At 46.1% G+C, this 23,342-nt stretch carries 23 protein-coding genes; 7 read left to right on the plus strand and 16 right to left on the minus strand.

What is annotated here, in order from left to right:
• Nucleotides 1-29 precede the first annotated feature (29 nt).
• From iscB to QUA01_RS01525, 4 genes are all read left to right on the plus strand, one after another.
• A complete protein-coding gene (iscB, locus tag QUA01_RS01510) occupies nucleotides 30-1,301 on the plus strand; it encodes an RNA-guided endonuclease IscB (RefSeq protein ID WP_194068626.1) in 1,272 nt (423 codons plus the stop codon).
• Nucleotides 1,302-1,503: 202 nt separating this feature from the next.
• A complete protein-coding gene (locus tag QUA01_RS01515; RefSeq protein ID WP_333089737.1) occupies nucleotides 1,504-2,241 on the plus strand; it encodes a PRC-barrel domain-containing protein in 738 nt (245 codons plus the stop codon).
• A gap of 122 nt (nucleotides 2,242-2,363) precedes the next feature.
• Nucleotides 2,364-2,630 carry a hypothetical protein gene (locus QUA01_RS01520; protein WP_333089734.1) on the plus strand — a complete coding sequence of 89 codons (267 nt, stop codon included), beginning with the start codon at nucleotides 2,364-2,366 and terminating at the stop codon, nucleotides 2,628-2,630.
• Entirely contained in the window at nucleotides 2,627-3,088 is a 462-nt protein-coding gene (locus QUA01_RS01525; protein ID WP_194068620.1) for an FHA domain-containing protein, read from the plus strand. Before QUA01_RS01520 ends, QUA01_RS01525 begins: the two co-directional genes overlap by 4 nt.
• A gap of 294 nt (nucleotides 3,089-3,382) precedes the next feature.
• Here QUA01_RS01525 and QUA01_RS01530 read toward each other — a convergent pair whose 3' ends face one another.
• Nucleotides 3,383-3,961: a DUF1997 domain-containing protein gene (locus QUA01_RS01530; RefSeq protein WP_333089732.1), complete on the minus strand. Its 579-nt coding sequence runs from the start codon at nucleotides 3,959-3,961 to the stop codon at nucleotides 3,383-3,385.
• A 209-nt stretch (nucleotides 3,962-4,170) separates the two neighbouring features.
• On the opposite strand from QUA01_RS01530, the gene pheA reads away from it, so the two are divergent.
• Together pheA and QUA01_RS01540 are read left to right on the plus strand one after the other, a co-directional pair.
• The gene (gene pheA, locus QUA01_RS01535) at nucleotides 4,171-5,094 is read left to right on the plus strand and encodes a prephenate dehydratase (RefSeq protein WP_333089731.1); all 924 of its coding nucleotides are present in this window, start codon (nucleotides 4,171-4,173) and stop codon (nucleotides 5,092-5,094) included.
• Between the two features lie 29 nt (nucleotides 5,095-5,123).
• Entirely contained in the window at nucleotides 5,124-5,768 is a 645-nt protein-coding gene (locus tag QUA01_RS01540; protein ID WP_333089730.1) for a pentapeptide repeat-containing protein, read from the plus strand.
• 33 nt (nucleotides 5,769-5,801) lie between these two features.
• Here QUA01_RS01540 and QUA01_RS01545 read toward each other — a convergent pair whose 3' ends face one another.
• From QUA01_RS01545 to rpsL, 7 genes are all read right to left on the minus strand, one after another.
• Entirely contained in the window at nucleotides 5,802-6,740 is a 939-nt protein-coding gene (locus QUA01_RS01545) for a PspA/IM30 family protein (protein ID WP_333089729.1), read from the minus strand.
• Nucleotides 6,741-6,970: 230 nt separating this feature from the next.
• Nucleotides 6,971-7,612, minus strand: a complete 642-nt coding sequence (locus QUA01_RS01550) for an LON peptidase substrate-binding domain-containing protein (protein ID WP_333089728.1) — start codon at nucleotides 7,610-7,612, stop codon at nucleotides 6,971-6,973.
• A gap of 481 nt (nucleotides 7,613-8,093) precedes the next feature.
• Nucleotides 8,094-8,411: a 30S ribosomal protein S10 gene (gene rpsJ, locus QUA01_RS01555; protein WP_194011386.1), complete on the minus strand. Its 318-nt coding sequence runs from the start codon at nucleotides 8,409-8,411 to the stop codon at nucleotides 8,094-8,096.
• 351 nt (nucleotides 8,412-8,762) lie between these two features.
• Nucleotides 8,763-9,992: an elongation factor Tu gene (tuf, locus tag QUA01_RS01560; RefSeq protein WP_333089725.1), complete on the minus strand. Its 1,230-nt coding sequence runs from the start codon at nucleotides 9,990-9,992 to the stop codon at nucleotides 8,763-8,765.
• A 101-nt stretch (nucleotides 9,993-10,093) separates the two neighbouring features.
• The gene (gene fusA / locus QUA01_RS01565; protein WP_333089723.1) at nucleotides 10,094-12,166 is read right to left on the minus strand and encodes an elongation factor G; all 2,073 of its coding nucleotides are present in this window, start codon (nucleotides 12,164-12,166) and stop codon (nucleotides 10,094-10,096) included.
• A gap of 330 nt (nucleotides 12,167-12,496) precedes the next feature.
• Nucleotides 12,497-12,967, minus strand: a complete 471-nt coding sequence (gene rpsG, locus QUA01_RS01570; RefSeq protein WP_106150481.1) for a 30S ribosomal protein S7 — start codon at nucleotides 12,965-12,967, stop codon at nucleotides 12,497-12,499.
• Nucleotides 12,968-13,084: 117 nt separating this feature from the next.
• Entirely contained in the window at nucleotides 13,085-13,465 is a 381-nt protein-coding gene (gene rpsL / locus QUA01_RS01575) for a 30S ribosomal protein S12 (RefSeq protein ID WP_006632197.1), read from the minus strand.
• Between the two features lie 838 nt (nucleotides 13,466-14,303).
• Between rpsL and QUA01_RS01580 the strand changes: the two genes are divergently transcribed.
• On the plus strand, nucleotides 14,304-15,152 hold the full coding sequence (locus QUA01_RS01580; RefSeq protein ID WP_194011390.1) for an Npun_R2479 family HD domain-containing metalloprotein: 849 nt from the start codon (nucleotides 14,304-14,306) through the stop codon (nucleotides 15,150-15,152).
• Nucleotides 15,153-15,403: 251 nt separating this feature from the next.
• On the opposite strand, the gene QUA01_RS01585 is transcribed toward QUA01_RS01580, so the two are convergent.
• From QUA01_RS01585 to QUA01_RS01620, 8 genes are all read right to left on the minus strand, one after another.
• Entirely contained in the window at nucleotides 15,404-15,919 is a 516-nt protein-coding gene (locus tag QUA01_RS01585; protein ID WP_194068605.1) for a transcriptional repressor, read from the minus strand.
• Nucleotides 15,920-15,973: 54 nt separating this feature from the next.
• Nucleotides 15,974-16,312, minus strand: a complete 339-nt coding sequence (locus QUA01_RS01590; RefSeq protein ID WP_333089716.1) for a hypothetical protein — start codon at nucleotides 16,310-16,312, stop codon at nucleotides 15,974-15,976.
• Between the two features lie 90 nt (nucleotides 16,313-16,402).
• Complete coding sequence (locus tag QUA01_RS01595; RefSeq protein ID WP_333089714.1) at nucleotides 16,403-16,717, minus strand: hypothetical protein; 315 nt, start codon at nucleotides 16,715-16,717, stop codon at nucleotides 16,403-16,405.
• 214 nt (nucleotides 16,718-16,931) lie between these two features.
• The gene (locus QUA01_RS01600; RefSeq protein ID WP_333089712.1) at nucleotides 16,932-18,428 is read right to left on the minus strand and encodes a chlorophyll a/b binding light-harvesting protein; all 1,497 of its coding nucleotides are present in this window, start codon (nucleotides 18,426-18,428) and stop codon (nucleotides 16,932-16,934) included.
• 22 nt (nucleotides 18,429-18,450) lie between these two features.
• Nucleotides 18,451-19,521, minus strand: a complete 1,071-nt coding sequence (locus QUA01_RS01605; RefSeq protein ID WP_333089710.1) for a chlorophyll a/b binding light-harvesting protein — start codon at nucleotides 19,519-19,521, stop codon at nucleotides 18,451-18,453.
• 548 nt (nucleotides 19,522-20,069) lie between these two features.
• Nucleotides 20,070-20,807: a response regulator transcription factor gene (locus tag QUA01_RS01610; protein ID WP_194011399.1), complete on the minus strand. Its 738-nt coding sequence runs from the start codon at nucleotides 20,805-20,807 to the stop codon at nucleotides 20,070-20,072.
• A gap of 936 nt (nucleotides 20,808-21,743) precedes the next feature.
• Nucleotides 21,744-22,694, minus strand: a complete 951-nt coding sequence (locus tag QUA01_RS01615; protein WP_333089830.1) for an FTR1 family iron permease — start codon at nucleotides 22,692-22,694, stop codon at nucleotides 21,744-21,746.
• 152 nt (nucleotides 22,695-22,846) lie between these two features.
• On the minus strand, nucleotides 22,847-23,281 hold the full coding sequence (locus tag QUA01_RS01620; protein ID WP_194011394.1) for a ferritin-like domain-containing protein: 435 nt from the start codon (nucleotides 23,279-23,281) through the stop codon (nucleotides 22,847-22,849).
• Nucleotides 23,282-23,342: the final 61 nt, after the last annotated feature.

Raw genomic sequence — 23,342 nt, forward strand, 5'->3', positions numbered from 1 at the left:
GCAAACCTTACTTAATTGGATGACAGAAGATGTCAAACTACGTTTTTCTCATTGACGCTCAAAAGACACCGATGAATCCGATTCATCCAGCACAAGCAAGAAAATTATTAGAGCAGGGCAAGGCGGCTGCTTTTCGCAGATATCCCTTTACTCTAATTCTGAAACGAGCTATCGAGCGTCCAATTGTTCATCCTCTTACTCTCAAAATCGATCCGGGTTCAAAAGTTACGGGATTTGCTCTTGTAACTGACAGGGATGAGGTTATTTGGGGGATGGAATTGAAGCATCGCGGGCAGCAAATTAAACTAGCTATTGACTCTCGCAGGTCTTTACGGAGAGGTCGGAGAAACCGCAATACACGCTACCGCCAGCCGCGTTTTCTGAACCGTTCGCGCCCTCAAGGATGGTTAGCACCAAGCTTGAAGCATCGGGTTTTAACCACAGAAACTTGGGTCAAGCGCCTTCGTAAATTTGCTCCGATCCGTGAGATCGGACAGGAGCTAGTTAAGTTTGACACGCAAGCACTAGACAATCCAGAGATTAGCGGGTGCGAATACCAACAAGGCACTTTGTTTGGCTGCGAGATCCGCGAGTATTTATTAGAAAAGTGGCAAAGAAACTGTGCTTATTGCGGGATTGAAAATGTGCCTTTACAGATCGAGCATATTCACCCCTTAGCCAAAGGAGGTAGCAACCGCATCTCTAATCTGTGCTTAGCTTGTGAGAAATGCAACATCAAGAAAGGGACAAAATCAATCGAGCAGTTCCTCTCAAAAAAGCCCGATCTACTTAAGCGGATATTAGCTCAAGCCAAGCGACCTTGTTTGGATGCAGCAGCCGTTAATGCTACCCGATGGGCATTGTTTAATCGACTCAAAGAAACAGGCTTGCCAGTCTATACAGGTACAGGAGGACAAACCAAATACAACAGGACTCGGTTGGGATTACAAAAAACTCACTGGTTAGACGCTGCCTGTGTTGGTATCACAAAAACGCTGCAAGTCTTAACAGAGCGCATTCTCAATGTCACTGCAACTGGTTTGGGTCCAAGGCAGCGCTGCCAAACAGATAAATATGGCTATCCAATCAAGCATCGTCCATTGCGTCCAATTTTGGGCTTTTGTACTGGTGATATTGTTCGAGCCGATGTACCGAAAGGTAAGTATCAAGGAACATTTACAGCTAGAGTCTGCCCTATGTCGGATGGAAGAGGTGAGTTCATTATCAACAAAAAACGGTTTTCGGTAAGGCTCGATTACTGTAAAGCCATCCATCGCAAAGATGGTTACAGTTATGTCTGATATCTGAACAAAAACGGTAGTAATGTCCAGGTATGGGTAGAGATTATCGAGCAGTTCTTAACCCCGATACTGCTGAGGATCGATCCCAAAATTTTAGACGCTGGTTCCTAATGCGGTGATTCCTCTGACGGGCCAAAAACCTAAAATCTTAAATCGACGCTTCGACCGACATTTTTTCTCGTAGCCACTCAGGAGTTTATTTATGAGTAGATCGCAACAACAGATTGTTAAGCGCAGCGAACTGCTAAACCGCCGCACGATCGACCGCAGAACTGCCGAAGAGGTCGGCAGGGTAGACAAGCTTTGGCTCGATTCTCACTCCCAGCGGGCGATCGGCTTTACTTGCAAGTCGGGACTTTTGGGGAACAAAAAAACCTGGTTCGCTTGGGCGCAAGTTGATGCTGTGGGCGAAAATGTTTTTGTCACTATTAACCCGGAACTCCCGGAATTGCATCAGCCGGAACAAGCTGTTTGTCCGATCGGGCTTGAGGTGCTCACGGACGCAGGAAATAAGGCAGGTACGGTGGTTGACTACCTATTTGATGTCACAACTGGTTCTGTTACCGATTACCTGTTTAAATCGAGCGGCTGGCGCGGCGTTTTAGACGGGATTTACTTGTTGCCGGTTGGGGCGATTTCGTCGCTCGGCAGCAAACGGGCGATCGTTTCAGAGGCTTCTGTGTCGGAACCCGTACAGTACGCTGAGGGATTACACAAAAAAGTCGGTCTGGTAGCAGAGTTTTTACACGAAGATTACGACCAAACTCTCCTAAATGTGGCAGAGGTGAAGCGGGGCGCTCAAAATCTGGCGGAAAAACTCCAAGATAAAGCTCTAGAAGTCAGAGATGCAGCTCAAGAAAAAGTAGCAGAGTTGAAGCGACAAAGGCAGGAATCTGGATCGCCACCGCCGACACCGGAGCCCCCAGAGTCGGATCTCTGAAGTGCGGTCAGAGGGCCCGAGGCGACTAATTACCGATCGTATTTTTAGGGGCGACGCGCCCCCGCAAGGTCGATCGGTATTTTTGGTGTCGGATATTGAGGCTTTGGGTATCAGGAATTCCAGTGCTGCTCAAAGCATTGTATTCTATTGGTATTGAATTAATAAGGAAAATGTTAGCAACTCGAAAAGACCTATGTTGTTTGATACAGCAAACTATTATTTTATCTAGAAACTCCGGCATAAATAAGTGGTTAACTTCTGTAGGGCGAGAAAGTCGCCACCCACTGACCACTTTTTTGAGAATCAATTTTTTGGCGGTTTTATCCGAAAAAATCGATATTGAAGCATATTCGTTTGTATTTGGTGGCGGAGTGTCAAAACATCCGTGATTACCTTAACTCTGCTACATCCTATCCAGTCTGTCGCGGTTCAGAAGTGGTGTTTTGAATCCGCTTCGGTGGTTCGGATCGGTCGATCGAACGACAATGATGTAATTATTTACAGTGCTGTGGTTTCCCGCCACCACGTAGAGCTGTGGAATCACGCCAATGGCTGGGAAATTATTAATTTTGGTGCTAACGGTACTTATGTAGATGATAAACCGATCGCTCAGGTGTCAGTCGCCGACGGGATGACGATTCGCTTGGGCAATTCCGGCCCCAAAATCCGAATTCGGGTAGGGGCGACTAATTTGGAAGCGGATACAGTTACCAGCCCGCCAGAGCGCGAATTTATCGGCCAAAAAGACGAAGCTTCACAAGACCAATCGACTGATTGGTCTATCGGTGTAGGAGTCGTTGAAGACGATCAAGAAGGAGCACAGACTTACATCGATATTCTTGAGTGATCCGCCGTTATCTAGCCCACAAAATCCCATAAAACTCTGGGTGTACTACAGCCTTTGTCAAAAAGGTGAGGAGTTGAGATTTTAGATATTTCGGCTTGCTTCGGCTACGCGAGGGTACAAGTCGCGAGGGTACAAGTTTTAGATTTTAGATTGGGGAATTGGGGGATTGGGGGATCGATACCCCATTTTTCACTCGAACTGCTATATTCGAGCGTTTAACTAATATTTCTGCAATTAAGCCGATTTTTTGCCAAATATCGCTGTAAATTAATTCACCGATTCTCTAGCACAAAATTACCCTTCTAGAGATAAGATTTGAGGGCGATCGCTCGATATTACGTTTATTTCGTTGCTTGCCCATCGGCGGTAATCTAAGAGCAACTGGTGCATCAACCGCTGTTTGACGCTCAACAGCACGCTTTTGAGCAAACCGTTGCCCGTTGCTTCTAAAATCGGTTTCGGTGTCAGCCAGAATGGCGGCGGTAATTCTACTTGCACTTCCAAATCGGCTTTTCCCTTCAAGCAGGTTAGCCCGCTACTTTGGTGTGCAGCAAGCTGTCCTTTAAGATTGAGAGCAAAGCGATCGTTTATATAGCCCACTCCGAGAATTTCGCAAGCCACGGACTCTAAATTGATTGTGCCGTCTGACTGCGCCCACACCCTCATGTCTACCGTGGGTTGAATGTTCAGCATCATAAATTGTAACGGCCGCATTTTCAGGCGGAAACAGTCATCGCTGAGTTGCTCTGTGCGAGTGCGATCGACTAAGGCGTTCACCAGTCGCCTCGGCTGGCGCAGATAATGTTGAATGGGAACCTGTTCATCTGGTACGGCGATCTCAACGGATTGCGAAGAATTAAATCGGATATACATGAGAAAATATTAATATATAGGATTTGTAAGCATATCTTAATAAACTATAACCTTTTTAAGGTGACATAAGTCTCGCATTAGCTCGCGCACTCCCGCAATGTCATCCGAGAAATTACGGATCTAAGCTTTCGGGACTCTGGCTAATTTTTTCATCGTACCTGCTGGCTGATGAGAGTCAAGCAAACATTTGTAACATAAAACTACTAATTATGAAAATTTCAATCGCACATCTCGGCCCTGTAGGTACGAATGCAGAAACAGCAGCTCTAGCTTATGTCAATTGGTTAAGTCTCGAAACTAACACCGAATGCACCCTGTGTCCTTATTCCACCATTTCTCAGGCATTAGAGGCATCTGCCTCTGGGCTGGTTGACCTTTCAATTGTGCCGGTCGAAAATTCGATCGAGGGCAGTGTGACTGTCACCCTAGACACCCTGTGGCGGCTGGATGCACTCCGCATTCAACACGCCTTGGTTTTGCCGATTTCCCACGCGCTGCTGTCCAATGCTCAAAATTTTAACGAGATTCAAAAAGTTTACTCTCACCCGCAAGCCCTAGCTCAGTGTCAGTTGTGGTTGGCAAAGTTTATCCCGGCGGCTGAGTTGATTCCGGCAAATTCAACTACGGAAGCGTTGCAGTACCTAGAAGATAAAAGTATCGCGGTAATCTCTTCCCCAAGAGCGGCCGAACTCTACAAATTGCCAGTGCTAGCGAGCCCGATTAATGATTATCCTGACAATTACACTCGATTTTGGGTACTAGGCCCAAATACAGGAAAATTGGGAAACGCTGCAACATCCCACGACTCATCAATTCAATCCGCCACGAAATCAGCATCCCCGTCGCATCTAGAGACAACGCCTAATTGCACTCACACGTCACTAGCTTTTAGCGTACCTGCCAATAGGCCGGGATCGCTGGTAAAACCTTTGCAAGTATTTGCCAGTCGCGGTATTAATTTAAGTCGCATTGAATCTCGACCGACTAAGCGATCGCTCGGAGAATATATTTTTTTTACGGATGTTGAAGCGGATGCTGGTTCTACATTAGTGCGATCGGCAGTAGAAGAACTCAAAAATCACACAGAAACTTTAAAAATCTTCGGCTGCTACACTGTACTATCAGTAGTATAATTTTAGCTACCACTTAGGAGGCTAGCGACATGAATGCTGATGAACTTCTGAAGCGATATGCAGCCGGAGAAAGAGATTTTCACGAAACCAGCTTGAAAGAGGCTTCTTTGCGTGAAGCTTTCCTGATTCATATTAATCTAGCCTGTGCAACTTTGAATGAAATTAATTTAACTTTGGCAGACCTTAGTTCGGCAAACTTACTAGGTGCATTTCTCAAAAATGCTTGCTTAGTAATGACCAAACTAAATGGGGCAAACCTTAGCAAAGCAGATTTAACTTTTTCAAGGTTGACAGGAGCTGAAATGATGCAGGTCAACTTGAACAAAGCCAATTTGAGCCAGACAAAAATGATCGGTGTGGATTTGACCGGGGCCTCACTTTACAAAGCTAACCTAATCGAAGCAAACCTCATTGATGCTTGCTTGGACAATACAGATTTTACAAAAGCTAATCTAACTGAGGCAAAACTGCGGTCAGCGAGTCTCAAAAAGGCTAACCTGAAAGGAGCCTTGTTGTATGAAGCTAATCTTCAGGGCGCAGATTTGAGACAAGCTGACTTGCGCGGCGCTAATTTGAGCGGGGCTTTTTTATGCGGTGCTAACATGGAAGGCGCTAAGTTTGATGATTCAACAATTTTTAGCGGGGCGATTCATTTTTGCATCAGACAAGCCTGAAGTCGGGCAATATTTACGCCCAAAATCCAACAATTAAGGACGGAAAAATATATTATTCATTTGGCTGAAAGTGCAGTTAATTTGCTCCTGTACCTTAGCAAAATGAACCTGCATCTTGAGAATCTCTTTCTTAGAATTAGCTTCAGTAATCTTGCTTTCCAAAGCCAGCAAGTTGCGGTTGAGAGTTTCTACTCGCACAGTTTGGTCGTCTAAGTCAATTTTTAATTCTGCTACTTGATCCAACTCTAGCTGCTTCCGAACCCAGGCGTGGCGAACCAAGTTTTCATCTCCTTTCTGAAGTGCTATCAAGGCTCGCTGCTGCCACTGATTGGCTTGAGATTCAGCTTGATTGTACTGCCACTGAATGCGGAGTTGGGCGGAAATTGCGCTACCAACAGCCTGACGCAATTCTTTGAGAGGTTCTTGAATTTCTGAGATTAACAAATCCCAAAGATTCATCAATTCGTTGGTAAATTCTTCGCGCTTTACAGAGGATACTAATGCTTCTAACAGCAGCAAATTTGGTTGCATTTGCTGCAGAATTGTCTCAAATATTAATTGTGCTTCTGACAACTGCCGATCGCTAGTTTTTTCTGAGACTGCACTGGGTGAGTTGTTTAATATTTTTTGAGTTTTATCTGTCCCTGTTTCTGAATCTAAGCTTACAGGTACGAAGGCTTGTAATTTTTCGCGGGCGATCGCGCTTAGCCTCTCTCGAACTAAATCGCAGGCCGCCTGCTGCACGGGGCCTGTTTCGTTTTGACAAATCTCGATCGCTATTTTGAAGCCTGCATCGCCGTAATTAAAGGTTTCCTTCAGCGCCGCAATACGGTGTTCGCTGACAGCAGCCGACAGTCGGTGTTTAACTCCTGCTAGCCCGCCTAGTACCACACCGCCCACAGGAGGCGGCATTTGACCGCCTCTAACTGCATCGTATGGTTTCGGTTGGTCGTGATTTTCTAACACCAGCATTTAATGCGATAAAGAACCTATCCGAACTTGTTTGAATTTGCCGCTCAAATAGATACCAGTTCTTAAAAAAAATGGAATTCGGTAGTGCGATCGAAAGCTTTAGTCGATCGTTCATTCACAGTTTTAAAATCTTCGATAGGAAGATTTTAAATTGAAAATAATATGATTTGTGTGCAATTTTGGCTGATGTACAGGCAAAACCGATCGTACTTTTTTCCTGCCCCCATTGGCTACTTGAGGGTATCTTTAAGTACAGTCCTCGCTGCCAAGTGATTGCGAGTAGAAGTCAAAATTTCGGTTTCGCGTTCCAATCTCGCAGCAGTATCTTGCAATTCTAAAAGAGTTTGCTGTTCTGTCGCTGCGCCGTAAAGGTAGCTGGCTACCCAGTAGGACAATTCTGTAGGCAAACTGGGAATGTCTTCGGGTAGGTCGATCGGCTGATCCATCAATTTGCTGGAGAGGCGAACTACATCTCTCAGCAGTTGTTCGACATCTTGGCCCAAAGGTCTGAGGTCTGTTTGTGGCGGTTCGTCTTCAATCCATTCTACTAGACCGACTAAATAGGGTTTTTCCCGAACGGCGTCGAGGACTCGGAACCGCTGCTGTCCGAGAGTCATGATTTTCATGCGATCGTCCGGGAGGCGCTGACAGTGAATTACTTCGGCGCAACAGCCAACGGCTGAGACTTTGTTTTGGTTGGGGTCCCACATGAGTACACCGAAACGGCGATCGCCCTCAAGAATCGTATTCATCATGATTCGATAGCGAAACTCGAAGATTTGCAGCGGCAGTGGTCTACCTGGAAATAGAACCACTTCCGGCAACGGAAATAAGGGGAGTTCGCGAACTGTGGAGGAGGAAGAGGATGCCATTGTCGCTCAAAGGTGACGGTACTTGCGCTTATTTTTCTTACTTTAACTGATTTGAGTCATTCCGGGGCGGGGAACAGGGGCGATCGGGCTTTTACGCGGGCTCCGGGATCGACGGCGGGCGATCGTCAATTCTCCCAGCCACCCCTACGAACTCAAACAAGCCGTCATGCTTTCAAAATGATCAAAATTATGTTTTTGTTGAATAAACAGCATAAAAAGCTATGATAGCCACTTTAAAATGTTTTTTTTTAGCGTTCCCACACAGTGCAAATTTTAGATTAATTATACAGATTTATTGAGAACTAATGACTAATGACTACCCTTCGGCTTCGCGAGCGGGCAAGATGACTAATGACTAATGACTAATGACTAATGACTACTTACTAATGACTACTGACTACTCTAGATCGCACTTTCAGCAAAAAGAAGGAACAATGTATTTTTCCATTGCTCCTTCTTTTTGTATTTAAAATTCGTCAATCTACAGCTTGACTTCGATATCTACGCCGGCTGGCAAATCCAGTTTCATCAAAGCGTCAATTGTTTTAGCAGAAGGCTGGTGAATGTCGATAATGCGGCGGTGCGTGCGGGTTTCAAAGTGTTCGCGAGAATCTTTGTCTACGTGGGGCGATCGCAGCAAGCAATAAATCCGTCGTTTTGTCGGTAGGGGAATCGGGCCGATCGCAGTGGCGGCTGTCCGATTTGCTGTATCTACAATCTTTTCGCAGGATGCGTCTAGAATTCGGCGATCGAAAGCTTTGAGGCGAATGCGGATTTTTTGCTGTGGAATTGTTGCCATTTTTTTGTTTAATTTTCTAGGTTCAGTTTATTTTTAGTCAGTAGTCATTAGTCAGTAGTCAGTAGTCATTAGTCGGCAGTCATTAGTCGGCAGTCATTAGTTTTTACTTGTCAGTTTTTTTGCTAACAACTAACTGCGGACTAATGACCGTTTCCAAAAACTGATATCCCCCGACTTGAGTCCGGGAACTCCTAAAATTTTAGACTGCTGTTGAAGCTTCTAGATTGAATGCGGAAAGTCCATCTAAAATCTAAAATCTAAAATTGATTGACTGATGACTCATCACTAAATAGCAGAAAAGCCACTAAATTTGATTAGGCTTTTCTGCTATTTAAAGCGGAGCGCGGATTCCTACTTGAGGATTTTGGAAACAACGCCTGCACCCACGGTGCGGCCGCCTTCGCGGATGGCGAAGCGCATTCCTTGTTCGATCGCGATCGGGTGAATCAGATCAACAGTCATTTTGATCCGGTCACCAGGCATCACCATTTCAGCTTCTGTACCGTCATCAGCAGTGAACTGCATGATTGTACCGGTTACGTCTGTTGTACGGACGTAGAATTGAGGGCGGTAGCCAGAGAAAAAGGGCGTGTGACGGCCACCTTCTTCCTTCTTGAGGATGTAGACTTCAGATTCAAACTGAGTGTGAGGCAAGATGCTCTTCGGCTTGGCAATTACCATGCCTCTTTCAATATCAGCCTTCAAAATACCCCGGAGAAGTAGACCCACGTTGTCGCCGGCCATGCCTTCATCCAAGGACTTGGTGAACATTTCCACACCAGTCACGGTAGTGCTGCGAGTGTCCTTAAGACCAATAATTTCGACTGTTTCGCCGACTTTAACTCTGCCGCGCTCGATCCGACCTGTCGCCACAGTACCCCGACCAGTAATCGAGAATACGTCTTCAACTGCCATTAAGAAAGGCTTGTCAATTTCGCGTTCTGGAGTAGGGATGTAAGAATCTACTTCTTCCATCAGCTTGTAAATCTTGTCAACCCACTCATTATCACCCTTGACAGTCTTGGGGTTAGCAAGCATCGCTTCGAGAGCTTTCAAGCCAGAACCAGTCACGATGGGGATGTCATCGCCAGGAAAATCGTAGGAACTCAAAAGTTCGCGAACTTCCATTTCTACCAATTCCAAAAGTTCAGCGTCATCCACCATGTCTTCTTTGTTCAAGAAGACCACCAAGCTGGGAACGCCAACTTGCTTAGCTAGCAAGATGTGTTCGCGAGTTTGAGGCATGGGGCCGTCTGCTGCTGACACTACTAGGATGCCACCGTCCATTTGAGCAGCACCGGTGATCATGTTTTTCACATAGTCAGCGTGTCCGGGGCAATCCACGTGGGCGTAGTGACGACCTGTGGTTTCGTATTCTACGTGAGCGGTATTAATCGTAATACCCCGTGCTTTTTCTTCTGGCGCAGCGTCGATGTCGGCGTAGTTCTTACCCTTAGCCTGACCCAATGCTGAAAGAGTCATCGTAATCGCGGCGGTCAAAGTTGTTTTGCCGTGGTCAACGTGACCGATTGTGCCGATGTTTACGTGGGGTTTATTCCGTTCAAATTTTGCGCGTGCCATTCTCGATCTGTTCCTTGTTTTTTTTAGCGATTTTAGACTTGAGATTTTAGATTCTCGATTTTGGATTCAATCCAAAATCCAAAATCTAAAATCCAAAATCATTAGTTCCCTTTGTTTTTCGCGATAATGGCTTCCGCCACATTTCGCGGCACTTCTTCGTAATGGCTGAATTCCATTGTGAAGATGCCTCTACCTTGGGTTTTCGAGCGGATGTCGGTGGCGTAACCAAACATTTCTGCTAGGGGAACCTTGACAGAAACTTTGGCAATTCCCTGATCCGTCTCTTGACCTTCGATATGACCCCGACGCGAGTTGAGGTCGCCGATGACGTTCCCGATATAATCTTCGGGAACTTCAACCTCTACCTTCATCATAGGCTCTAGCAGCACTGGCGACGCTTTCATCACGGCTTCTTTGATCGCCATTGAACCGGCGATCTTAAATGCCATTTCTGAGGAGTCTACGTCGTGGAAAGACCCGTCTACCATAGTAGCTTTAAGGTCGATCACGGGATATCCTGCTACAATACCTGATTCGCAGGCTTCTTTCATCCCTTGTTCTGCCGGGCCGATGTACTCTTTCGGTACAGTACCGCCGACAATTTTGGAGACAAATTCAAAACCGGTTCCTACTTCGGTGGGTTCTACTTCGATCACGACGTGACCGTACTGACCTTTACCGCCGCTTTGGCGGATAAATTTACCTTCGGCGCGGACGGCTTTGCGAATGGTTTCGCGGTAGGCTACTTGCGGCTGACCCACGTTAGCTTCTACTTTGAATTCCCGCAGCATTCTGTCTACCAGAATTTCCAGGTGCAGTTCGCCCATGCCGGCGATGACTGTCTGGTTGGTTTCTGGGTCAACGTTGACTCGGAAGGTGGGGTCTTCTTCCGAGAGCGACTGGAGGGCTTTGGAGAGCTTCTCCATGTCTTGTTTGGTTTTGGGTTCGACAGCCACGGAGATGACTGGTTCGGGAATAAACAGGGATTCCAGAATCACTGGCGATCCTTCTTCGCAGAGGGTGTCGCCGGTGAAGGTGTCTTTCAAACCCAAGACTGCTCCCAAGTCTCCGGCGCGGAGTTCGTCAACTTCTATCCGATCGTCAGCTTTGAGGACAATTAAGCGAGAAACCCGCTCTTTTTTGTCTTTGGTGGAGTTGAGGACGTAGGTGCCCTTTTTGAGGATACCCGAGTAGACGCGAACGAAGGTCAGGCGGCCGTAGGGGTCTGCCATGATTTTGAATGCCAGGGCTGACAGGGGCTCGCTGTCGTCTGCGTGTCGTTCTGCGGTGTCGCCGTTGGGCAGCAGTCCTTGAATCGGGGGAACTTCCAAGGGCGACGGCAGGTAGTCGATCACTCCGTCTAACAAAAGCTGAACGCCTTTATTTTTGAAGGCTGAACCGCAGAGCATGGGGACGATCGCCCCGGAGATTGTGCCCGCACGCAGGGCCGAGCGGATTTCCGCTTCTGTTAACTCTTCGCCTTCAAGGTATTTTGCCGTGAGGGCGTCGCTGGTTTCTGCTACGGACTCGATCAGCTTGGTGCGGTATTCTGCGGCGAGTTCTTTTACCTCATCGGGGATTTCTATTTCCTCGATATCGGTGCCGGTGTTGTTGTTGTAGATGTAGGCTTTCATTTCCACTAAATCTACAATTCCCCGGAAGTTTTCTTCGCTGCCGATCGGGATTTGGACTGGTACGGCGTTCGCTCTCATGCGATCGCAAATTTGGCCGTAAACTTTGTAGAAGTTTGCACCCATGCGATCCATTTTGTTGACGAACACAATCCGGGGCACATGATACCTATCGGCTTGGCGCCAAACTGTTTCGGATTGCGGCTGCACTCCGCCTACCGAGCAGAACACTGCGATCACTCCGTCGAGCACTCGCATCGAGCGTTCAACTTCGATCGTGAAGTCTACGTGTCCGGGAGTGTCGATGATGTTGATTTTGTAATCTTTCCAACTGGTGGTGATAGCAGCGGCAGTAATCGTGATTCCCCGTTCCCGCTCTTGCTCCATCCAGTCAGTGACTGCTGTTCCCTCGTGCACTTCACCCATTCTGTGAACCATGCCTGAATAGAACAGAATTCTTTCAGTTGTTGTTGTTTTGCCCGCATCAATGTGGGCGGCGATGCCGATGTTGCGAGTTTTTTCTAGCGGGACGGTACGTGCCACAGCTACCTCCTTGATTTTGTGTTGCTGTTATAATACTATTATACTACACAGAACCCGATCTTGCACTCCCAGCCACTTACCGTATAAGTATATGGAGCTTATTGTTACATTTTAATATTTTTTGCAACATTTGTTTACAAAAATATTAAGTATGCGAGATTGAGGATTCACAGAGTGCGTAAATTTTTGATTGTCGGAGTTTTGAGTTTGCCTGGGCGATCGCCACTGCGCCAAGAGAAGCAATCTCAACACCCAAAACTTACGCTTGCCAATCCCTCACTCGATGCTTTCATACCGCACGACCGGCCTGTTTTCCATGCCCGATTTGGCTTAGTACCGATAGTGAGCAAAAGCCTTGTTAGCTTCGGCCATGCGGTGTGTTTCTTCGCGCTTGCGAATAGCACTGCCTGTTTCGTTGGCTGCATCCATCAGTTCGTTAGCCAGCTTGGCGGCCATCGAGCGGCCGGTGCGGGCGCGAGCAAATCTGATCAGCCAGCGCAGGGCGAGGGTGGTTCCGCGATCGGAACGCACTTCCATCGGCACTTGGTAGGTGGCGCCACCTACCCGGCGGGCTTTGACTTCTACCAAGGGTGTAGCGTTTTTGACTGCTTTTTCAAACAAGTCTAACGGTTCGGCTCCCGTGCGTTCTTGGATGGTTTTCATGGCATCGTAGACGATGCTGGAGGCCACGGATTTTTTGCCGTGCTGCATGATCCGTCTCACCATCATGCTTACCAACCGGCTGTTGTAGGTTGGATCTGGCGGAACTGGACGTTTTTGAATAACTGTGCGGCGAGACATAGTTTTATTGGGGTTTTTTGATTTTGATTGATTGAATTTGGGGTTGTGAGTTCAAATTTTAGATCGGCGATCGAACTTAATTTTTGCTGGCTCATCCCCGGCGATCGGGCGTCAGTGCTATTTTTTCTCTTTAGGACGCTTGGCACCATACTTGGAACGACCTTGCTTGCGGTCTTTCACCCCAGCGGTGTCTAATGTACCGCGAATGATGTGGTATCTAACTCCGGGCAAATCTTTTACCCGACCGCCCCGGATCATTACTACCGAGTGTTCTTGTAAGTTGTGACCAATCCCGGGGATGTAGGCTGTCACTTCAAAACCAGAAGTCAGCCGTACCCGAGCCACCTTCCGCAGCGCCGAGTTGGGTTTTTTCGGGGTAGTCGTGTACACTCTGGTGCATACTCCGCGGCGCTGGGGGCAACTCTTGAGAGCTGGCGATTTGGTTTTTTTCTGCGTTTGTTCCCGTGCTGAACGGATGAGTTGCTGAATAGTGGGCATGAGTTACGGCATTTCTAGCTTTTTGCTGAATATAGTGATTTGCGGCATCCGCACTGAAAGTCCCTTCCCTTCAGGAGGGACGGGATATATGAAAATAATTATGGGTAAGTGAGGATACCAGACTCCATATATTACACCACTAGACTTTTTTTGGCAAGGAATTTGCGAGCACGGGCGATCGAACTTCCAGCAAGCAAGGAAGTTGGGACGAGGATCTCGCCCGCGAGTGCCTAATATGTGGCATATTATTAATTAATTCAAGCTCAAATTTAATGGGGATCACAGCCGTCAGCCAAATTTATGACGGTTTTATGACGGTCGATATTTTGATCGCCTCACCATCTTCGGCAGACTCCCGTCAACCGAGTGCGCGCGATCGCATCACAGTCTGGGCCCGATCCATATCACATAAACTTATCTAAAATTGCCGGATAATCAGAGATACACATTGAGTTAACAGCAGGAGATGAGAACCAAAGCTTACATTCCCGAACAGACATTTTCCGAAGTTTACTTCAATATTTGGAAATCCGGTAAGATTAATCAAACTGTGTTTCAGAAAATACAACACGCAATTAATTCTGAGAGTCTAAAAAAAATCAGAATAGCTAAAAAATATCAGCAGACTGCTCTCTGCAGTGCGGCAAAGATGGGTGTCAGTCCTAAACTGATTTGATTGAGAAACTTGAAATAACTGCTTTCATAGAATTACAAACAATTCACATAGCGTGAATTAGATTTAAGCCTTGAATTAAAATCCCCTCCCTACAATTAAAGAAACTCAAACTCGGTGCACCAATCAATCTTAAAAGGCAATATTCAGGTAAAATAATAGAGTATGTTTAATTCCACAGAACTGCTGATCGAGGCTTTCATTGAACAACTAGAAAACGGTTACAGCCGCACCTACGGAGGCTACAAATCAGACTATGCCGACATTATTGCCTGGGTCGGAGCAATGGCATTAGAAAACATCGCCAACAGTGACGCTCTTTATCACAATGTAGAACACGCCATTTGCATTACCTTAGTAGGTCAAGAAATCTTGCGGGGAAAACACATTCGCAAGGGCGGAGTCTCCTGCGAAAACTGGCTCCACTACATCATTTCTTTGCTGTGCCAAGACATCGGATATGTCAAAGGAGTCTGCCGACAAGACCAAGTATCAGAAGGATTGTACGCTACCGGAAAAGATGGCATGAGAATTGCACTACCTCCCGGTGCAACAGCCGCCAGCCTAGCTCCTTACCGAGTTGACAGAGCAAAACTGTTCATTGACGAGCGTTTCGGCAACCACAAGCTAATTAATGCCGAGATAATTAAGCAGAACATAGAACAAACTCGTTTCTCGGTGCTTGACGGCAACACTGACGAAGATACACTAAATTATTCTTTAGTTCGCGGTGCTGACTTAATAGGTCAGTTCAGCAACCCGCAATATTTACAGAAAATTGGTGCCCTATTTTACGAGTTGGAAGAAATCGGTGCTACTAAAATTTTGGGCTGCCGGCATCCGGGCGACTTGCTGCAAAGCTACTCAAAGTTTTATTGGAGCGGAATTTATCCTCACATCAGCGAATCCCTCGGTTACTTGCAGTTGACGCAGGAAGGCAAACAAATTGTTGCTAGTTTGTACGCTAACGTATTTCGTATGGAACACGAACGTTGTGATTCTGAGGCTGCTTGAGTACAGGGGAATTCATTAGTCATTAGTCATTAGTCATTAGTTATTAGTCATTAGTGCTGTCCCCGAAGAGCAAACGTTGTTAGTAGTTGGTTATTATAACTAGATGGAAATAACGAATTGTCTCGTGTCAGATAGATTGACTGCAATAACATTAGTTCGTTATGAAAGCGGACTGAAGTCCGCACTATAAACCGTTTAAGATGCGATCGTCTATTGGACGTGATATTACCAATTACCCAAGCGTATTTGACTCAACTCATTTCCTGCTCTAGTTCCGAATGATATCTCGGACACAACCAATTGCTCGGTAGCAAAGAAGGCCATCCCTCCCGCAGCGCTTCCAAACAAACCGCACGCACAGTTAACTGACAGTCGAGCAGTTCTACACCAGCTTTTTCAACTTGCTTTTTACCAATTTTTCCAATTGAGTCGTCGCTAAATTCAAAGGTTTTGTGACACTGAATGCAAACCAGATGGTGGTGGTGATGCAATTCCGGTAAATTCAGTTCGTAATGTTTGTGTCCTTCTGCTAATTCTAGTTCGCGCAAAATGCTAATTCTTGCTAATAAGTGCAGCGTTCTATAGACAGTAGACAAGCCTATTCGTTCTCCTTGACTTTGCAAAATATTGTATAATTCTTCTGCACTCAAATGATTGCCTTGTCGCAAATTTTGAAACACATTCAAAATTGTTTCTCGCTGGGGAGTCAGGCGACATCCTCTCTGGTTTAGTTCGACTTTGAGTGAGTTGCTGCTGTATATATTCATCACTAATTTATCCCAATAATTGTTATAATTTCCCCCTCTGTCAGGGGGAGTTTACTAGATCCTAATTCCGGTTGCTAAAGGTGGAATAGAAGGATTAATTGTCTGTTTTTCTGCATAATCTTTGTGAGTTCTAGAGCAATGTTGCTGGCAAGAATTGGCAAAACAAGTCTTTGGTTCAAAGTCAGTACAGCCGATCGCATCCTCGGTACAAGCAACGCACGGCCGCACCGTACACTTGAGACGGTAGTCATTCGTAAAAAATTCGCAATTGGAACAAGGAATTTGATGCAGGCGCCGGAGTTGCTGGAATCCTTCTCGCAATGCTAGAGAAGCACTCCACAAAAACACGAGCATCAAAATACTGATACAGAAGCAGTAAATAACAACAGTCATAGGGTAATTTCTCAAAGTATACACAAATTGGAAACAGATTTAAGTCAGCAATAAAGTAAAAAGAAACTTTGTTTCTGACTTAAATCGCCTTCAGCTTCTATTCAAACGGGCGCGAGAAGCGTGCCAGATGTGACCGGCAAGGGCTAATATACCCAAGAAAAATTGTGCATTTAGGCGGGCATTACCAACCCAAAACTTAAAATTCGCTTCATCATTTTCCAAGTCGTTAACGCTAGAAATTGTCACAGTTCTTTCCATCGTAAAATTAATATCTGGGCCACTTTTAACTCGAATATTGTTGCCCTTAGCCTTTTTTGCAGAGTTTTTTGAACTCGGCAAAGTTTGAATAAGACTTACGAAGCAAGGTTCAGAAACCGGGGTTTTTACGAAAAGACGTGTGGTCATCCGTAGATTCGGTAAAAACCCAGTTTCTTTGGTGGAAGTGAGTCCAGGAGTTTTTAAGTCCTACGAATCAGGTATGATTTGACAGAAATTTAGCTAGGACTTGAGAAAAAACCGGATTTCTTGAAGGTATTAGTGCCGCAAGTAGCGGACAGAAACCCGGTTATTTAGTTTTTCGCAGTGCGGAATTAATTCCGCACTACAAACCGTTTTTATTTCAGTTCACAACCCCCCGGAAAATTGCATCAATGCCAGCAAAATTATCTAACAGCAAATAGGCAAGGAATGCTCCGCTAGTACCGCCCATCACCAAACCGCCCCGGAATAAACTCCAATCTTCCGGCGTTTTGTGCCAGTAAAGAACTTTACCTGCTTCAATCTTCCGATTCTCGTAAATCGAAAGGCCCGTTGACAGAATCAACACCAATGCCAGAGTTACCAGCAATGCTGCCAGCGGTGCTAAACCTTTTTCTTGCAAAGGTAGCAATACTGCAAAAGCTCCTACTAGGAAATAGCCGTGAGCCAAGCTAACTTCCAATCCCCGGACTATGGGAGACAATCCCTTGCGGTAAATCGGCAAATTCCGCAAAAAAGTTACAGTCACATCGGAAAAACTAACTGCTGTTGCTGTCGCAGGTTGAGCTTGCATCTGAGGCGATTTTTCAACCTTGCTAGCAGTTGCAGTTACAAATTCGCCCGATCGAAAATCAAACCCCGCCGCCTTTGTGCGAACGCGCAGCGCGTGCCAGATGTGACCCGAAAGCGCCAAAATCGATAACACAAAATGGCTTGTTGCGAGCCAAGTCCGCGAAGAAACAACCACTGCATCCGAGCCGCTCAAACCCACAGGGCCGTAGAAAACCTCTGGATAAACAGTGTCATTTACGGTAACAAAGTAGGCGGCCAAAAAGCCCATATAAGCCAGAGCGCCCAAACTGTAAGAAAGGTAAGCTTCTCCCGACCAAAACAGCACTCGCTGGGCCCACGCAAAAGGCTTGGTGAAGATATGCCAGAAACCGCCAAGAATGCAGAGCAAGCCAACATAAATGTGACCGCCGACAACATCTTCTAAGTTGTCAACTGCTGCCATTCCTTCCGGGCCGTGCACTGGCAAAAGATAGCTGAAAATGCGGGCAGGATTCAGCGTTGGTTCGCTAATTATTCGCACGTCGGCAACGTGGGGATCGTAAAGACCGCCCCAAAATAGGGCTTTTGCTACCAACAACCAAGCACCTGCACCTAAGAGTAATAGGTGAATGCCGATGATGGTTGTCATTTTGTCTTTGTCTTCCCAGTCGTAGCCGAAAGAACCAAAGAATGTTTTGTTTTGTGGCAATACTTTCGGGCCGAGCAAGGAATGGTAAAGGCCGCCGGCACCGAGAACTGCGGAACTAATTAGATGCACAACTCCGATCGCAAAATAAGGATAGGTATCAACAATTTGACCGCCTGCTCCTACTCCCAAACCCAAACTTGCCAAATGCGGCAGCAAGATTAAACCTTGGTTGTACATCGGCAACTCTGGGTTAAAGTTTGAAAGTTCAAACAGAGTCATTGCCCCGGCCCAGAGTACGATCAAACCGGCGTGAGCGACGTGAGCTCCCAAAATTCGTCCTGAAAGGTTAGTGAAGCGGGCGTTACCTGCCCACCAGCCGTACTCGTTTTCTGAGTTTTCCGGCTCTGGAATTAAATTCTGATCTGCTATTGCTTGCATTTTCGCTTTCCTCCTGATGCGGTTAACTGGCTGGACTGGCTGCAACTTTATTTCCTTCGGGCTGGATATCTTCGCGCATTGCTTGCACGACTTTGCCTTTGCGGAAATCAAATCCTGCCGATCGCAAAGCGTGCCAGAAATGCCCTTGCAGAACGAAGAAGGCGAGCCAGAAATGGGTGTTAGCCAACCAGACGCGGGAGGTCAGCATTCCTTCGCTGTGGAAGTAGGGAAACTGCTCGAAGCCAATTTTTAAAGTTGGCCCGTAGAATTCCTCTGGGTAAGCAATGGTGTTGACTGAAACAAAGTAGGCTGCGATGAAACCCATTAAGGCTAAGGCACTGAGACTGTAGGAGAGGTAAGCTTCTCCTGACCAGATGAACAGGCGTTTTGCCCAAGCAAAAGGTTGAGTGCGAATGTGCCAGAGGCCGCCGGCAATGCAGAGGATTCCTACCCAGATATGTCCGCCGACAACATCTTCGAGATTGTCAACAGAGGCGAGCCAGTGCGTGCCACCTGCACCGAACAGGTAGCCGAAAATCACGGCGGGATTGAAAGTGGGTTCCGAAATTACCCGCACTTGCCCGATCGTGGTATCATATAAACCACCGAAATACATAGCTTTGGCCACCAACAAGAAGGCACCGACACCAAGCAAAACTAGGTGGATGCCCAAGATGGTGGTCATTTTATCTGCGTCTTCCCATCTGTAGCCGAAGAAAGGAGTTTTTTCTTCGAGGGTGGCGGGCCCTTTGAGGGAATGAAAGATGCCGCCGAAGCCGAGAAAGGCTGAGCTAATTAGGTGAATTACACCAATCTGAAAGTACGGATAAGTATCGACAATTTTGCCTCCGGCACCAACTCCAAAGCCGAGTCGGGCTAGGTTTGGCAACAGGATTAAGCCTTGTTCGTACATGGGAAATTCTGGGTTGAAACGGGAAAGCTCAAATAGGGTATAAGCTCCCGCCCAGAGGACGATGAGGCCGGCTTGGGCGACGTGGGCGCCTAGCAAACGACCGGAAAGGTTGATTAAGCGGGCGTTGCCGGCCCACCAGGGAAAGGTTTCTCCTTCGGCTGGGAAGGATTTTTTTGCCATGCTTGTCACGGGGCGATTTACCTCTTGTGAAAGATGTCAGTTGAGTTTTAAGCGCTTGCGGCTTATTGATATAGATAATCAACAATTTTAGAAGTTTCGTCAAGGGCTTTTTGATAAAGTTTTTCACTTATTTTAGTTAAGATATGTAACATAACGGTGTAAAATATCCTCAAATCAAGCCTGTAACTGGTTTCTAGGCTCGATGGCAAGTTTGCCCGTGATTGGCAAAAATAAAGATTAGATCGAATTTGAAGATTTTATTGACAAATAGTCTTACTAAGCCTATTGTTGTTTAAATAGCTATCTCATCCTCTCGGAAAAGACAAGGTGGCAGAACAAATCCGGTACTTTCTTCTGGGTAAGCTTCGATCGAAGTGCGACTAAAAGACGGTGCGGGATTGTTTTTTCTCAAGTAAGAGAATTAATACCAGCTAATGGCTATTTCTTGGCATATTCATCTCAAACTCCAAACCACAAAGCCTGAGAGCATTTGCTCTCAGGCTTTTCTATCGAAATTTTTAACTGCTTGTGGAATCTGGCGCGCCCGTTCAAGCAGAGGATTTGCTTTCCTCGGCGACTTGCTCGTTGCTGGGCAATTCGAGGCAGTAACCGGCCCCGTATACGGTTTTGATGTACCGAGGATGGCGGGGATCGGGTTCCATCTTGGTTCTCAGGTGTCTGATGTGTACGCGAATTGTTTCGATGTCGTCGTCTGGGTCGTAGCCCCAGACTTCTTTGAGGATTTCGCTGGGAGAGACTGTTTGACCGTGGCGCTGCAGCAAGCAGTGCAGCAACTCGAACTCTAGGTGAGTCAGTTTGACGGTATTAACGTACCAAACAGCTTCAAACCTTTCGGGGACGAGGGTCAGCGGGCCGTAATTCAGGATTTCCGAGTGTTTGGCTGCTTGGGGGATGCGGTCTGTGCGCCTCAGCAGGGCTCGCACTCGCGCTAGCATTTCTTCTAGTTCAAAGGGTTTGGTCAGGTAGTCGTCGGCGCCGGAGTTGAAGCCTTCTACTTTGTCTTGAGTTTGGCTTAAGGCTGTCAACATCAAGACGGGTATGTCTGATGTGCGATCGTCCCTCCGCAGACGCTGACATACTGTGAATCCGTCTACTCTAGGCAACATCAGGTCTAGGACGATCAGATCCGGCAGCAGTTGTATTGCCAGTGCCTGACCTTTGATGCCGTCTTCTGCCTGGGTGACTTCGTAGCCAGCCATTTCTAGGTTGACGGCTACCAGTTCGGCGATCGCCGCGTCATCATCAATAACAAGTATCCGAGGCATCATCATTTATCTCACCGCTAACCAGATGGCTGAGACTACAGCATTCTGGGGGTTCCAGCTAACTTTAACGAACAATGTTTTAATTTTAAGCTTCATTAAGAGCTTTGCGAATTCTGTAAATATTCTTGTACTAATTATAAGCCCTATGGAGCAACTATCAAAAAAATGTTCGCCAAAAATCTTTCTGAGGGCAGATTTTTTACTGGCCGACAGGTTAAATTTTGGTCGGATGCGGGCGGGTTTTGCGGGGAGTTAGCTGCGATTTGATGTGAGATTTAAGATTTCAGAGGCGATTCTGGCTTGACTGGCCGATCGATGTAACTGTATTTACAACTGTCGAAATGGGAAATGCCAATATTTTTGGTAGGAATTTGCCCTAAAGTTGAGCGGTTGAGCCTAGAAATTGATAGTGGCGGATATCTGGCGGTGCAATTCCTCAACCTTCTAATTGCTGCTGGGCGGCTTGAATGTGAGTTGAAGCGAGATGTATTGAGAATAAAACATTGCTTTCCCACTTTTGGATGCAGGTAAAATCGATGTCGGTTTGCTGTCGCATTTGTCGATCGACCTGTTTTGCGATCGAGCTTGTTTTGCCTCTATGATATTAAAAAATAGTCTGAGCTTTTGAGTTTAAGGTTTCCCACGATCGATCGCCCAAAAACTCTAAATTTTGTTAAATTTGTTAAGTTGAGTTAAAAAAATTCTTTTTTTTTTGATGCCTAGGGCTTGCTTTTGAGGGCTATTGACGGTATAATCTAATAATGGAACTACGACTATTTGTACCAAAAAAACTCACTATTTCCATTATTAAATGGTATCATACAAAAGTCAAAAAATCAACCCCCAAACCTGAAAAAAATGGGCGTTTTTTTAATCTTCTGAATAAATAAAATTTTGTTGAAGCTGCGACACAACCGAGAAAAACTGCTAGCAAAGCTAGTGAGGCGGAGCGGGTTGAGTATTGTTGGTGGGAAGAGTAGGCTTAGAGTCTAATTTTTGGAAGTAAAGACTGCCGATGGTGGCTAAAAATATTGTATAACCAATAGCTTGCAAAAGATAGATTCGATCTCTGTATCCAAAGAGTGCTTTGAGAATAACTCCGGGAAACTGCCGATCGGGCAAAACTCCTGCGGCATTCCACACCATCGGGCCTAAAATACAAGAGTGCAGTGCTGCAGTACGATCGTAAAACACACAAATTGCTGCATACTTGCTATCCATCTGCGACAAAATAGCAGCAGCTTGGTCAAAATGCTTGAGTGCAGATGCCGCCAAACCCGCGACAATTAACAGCAACAAAATCCCCATAAACTTGAAAAACAGGCGGATATCAATTTTGACTCCCCACTTGAACAACAGCGCTCCAATGATTGTCGCCCCAGTCAAACCGCCCAAAGCGCCTAAAGCCGGACTCAAACCCTGTTGAAATTGAGCGCTAACAAACAAAACTGTTTCAAAACCTTCGCGCAGTACCGCAATAAAAATTAAACCAAATACGCCCCAGCCCGCCTGAGTATTTTCTCTTAAAGCTGCTGTAACTGCTCCTTCAACTTCAGTTTTGAGAAACCGCGCTTGCTGAGTCATCCAAATTAGCATCCAGCTTAGCATGGCGATCGCCACAACTCCCAAGACACCTTCTAATAGCTGTTTGATTACCGGTGCGTAAGGCTGATTAGATGTTGATAGGGCCGCGAGTAACCCATTGAATAAAACACCAACCAAACCGCTAGCAGCAATGCCGGCTGCTACACCTGCATAAACCCAGGAATTGAGGTTACTTTGCTCGGCTTTTTTCAAACAAGCGAGAACAATTCCCACGACTAAGGCTGCTTCCACCCCTTCGCGCAGGGTAATTACAAAAGTCGGTACAGCTTCGCTAAAAATCAGTTCCATAAAGTTCGTAGTGAGGACTGAAGTCCTCCATAAATTTTTTAGTGAGGACTTCATTCCTCTCTTGCGATACTTTTAGTTAATAAGGACTCAAGTCCTTAGTACAAACTAATTAGATCCCTAACTAAGGACTGCGGGTTATTAATTGCCTAACTAAAATCTCTAAGCATCTTTTTCAGTTCTACTTGATGCAGTTCTTCTTGACCGATCATGGTGCGGGCGTATTCTTCCAGATAAATGCTGCAATCTGTCACTACTTCCAGTAAAGATTTATACTTTTTGAGGGCTTTCTTTTCGTGATTTAAACTTTCTTCCAACAAGTCTTTTACCGAATGTTTGTATGTTTCTTCGATATTCGCAATTTTTTGGGTTGGATGTCCTTCTAAACCAGTAAGAATTTCTCCGGCTTGTTGCGCGTGGAGCAGGGATTCAGTTGCTTGTGCTTGAAAAAATTGCACGATGGGGATGCGGTTTGGGCCTGTCACCATCAGTGCATAGTGGGTGTAGCGCACAACCCCTGCTAGTTCCCATTCCATGATGGTGGCTAGCAGTTCTTGGGTTTTTTTATCGTCAAGTTCTTTCATTTGTTGTGTTTTATTTAGAATGCAATGAATGACAATATTTAGGATATCATGTTTCTTGATT

The organism is Microcoleus sp. S36a_B3, assembly GCF_036700745.1.
Lineage (GTDB): Bacteria > Cyanobacteriota > Cyanobacteriia > Cyanobacteriales > Microcoleaceae > Microcoleus.

Coding starts and splice junctions, on each gene's coding strand:
- QUA01_RS01550 (WP_333089728.1), bottom strand. CDS start 7,612: ATGGCATCCTCTTCCTCCTCCACAGTTCGCGAACTCCCCTTATTTCCG.
- QUA01_RS01595 (WP_333089714.1), bottom strand. CDS start 16,717: ATGACCACACGTCTTTTCGTAAAAACCCCGGTTTCTGAACCTTGCTTC.
- QUA01_RS01620 (WP_194011394.1), bottom strand. CDS start 23,281: ATGAAAGAACTTGACGATAAAAAAACCCAAGAACTGCTAGCCACCATC.
- QUA01_RS01610 (WP_194011399.1), bottom strand. CDS start 20,807: ATGCCTCGGATACTTGTTATTGATGATGACGCGGCGATCGCCGAACTG.
- QUA01_RS01600 (WP_333089712.1), bottom strand. CDS start 18,428: ATGCAAGCAATAGCAGATCAGAATTTAATTCCAGAGCCGGAAAACTCA.
- rpsL (WP_006632197.1), bottom strand. CDS start 13,465: ATGCCCACTATTCAGCAACTCATCCGTTCAGCACGGGAACAAACGCAG.
- QUA01_RS01515 (WP_333089737.1), top strand. CDS start 1,504: ATGAGTAGATCGCAACAACAGATTGTTAAGCGCAGCGAACTGCTAAAC.
- rpsJ (WP_194011386.1), bottom strand. CDS start 8,411: ATGGCAACAATTCCACAGCAAAAAATCCGCATTCGCCTCAAAGCTTTC.
- QUA01_RS01590 (WP_333089716.1), bottom strand. CDS start 16,312: ATGACTGTTGTTATTTACTGCTTCTGTATCAGTATTTTGATGCTCGTG.
- QUA01_RS01540 (WP_333089730.1), top strand. CDS start 5,124: ATGAATGCTGATGAACTTCTGAAGCGATATGCAGCCGGAGAAAGAGAT.
- QUA01_RS01605 (WP_333089710.1), bottom strand. CDS start 19,521: ATGGCAAAAAAATCCTTCCCAGCCGAAGGAGAAACCTTTCCCTGGTGG.
- tuf (WP_333089725.1), bottom strand. CDS start 9,992: ATGGCACGCGCAAAATTTGAACGGAATAAACCCCACGTAAACATCGGC.
- rpsG (WP_106150481.1), bottom strand. CDS start 12,967: ATGTCTCGCCGCACAGTTATTCAAAAACGTCCAGTTCCGCCAGATCCA.
- QUA01_RS01530 (WP_333089732.1), bottom strand. CDS start 3,961: ATGTATATCCGATTTAATTCTTCGCAATCCGTTGAGATCGCCGTACCA.
- pheA (WP_333089731.1), top strand. CDS start 4,171: ATGAAAATTTCAATCGCACATCTCGGCCCTGTAGGTACGAATGCAGAA.
- QUA01_RS01580 (WP_194011390.1), top strand. CDS start 14,304: ATGTTTAATTCCACAGAACTGCTGATCGAGGCTTTCATTGAACAACTA.
- QUA01_RS01545 (WP_333089729.1), bottom strand. CDS start 6,740: ATGCTGGTGTTAGAAAATCACGACCAACCGAAACCATACGATGCAGTT.
- iscB (WP_194068626.1), top strand. CDS start 30: ATGTCAAACTACGTTTTTCTCATTGACGCTCAAAAGACACCGATGAAT.
- QUA01_RS01585 (WP_194068605.1), bottom strand. CDS start 15,919: ATGAATATATACAGCAGCAACTCACTCAAAGTCGAACTAAACCAGAGA.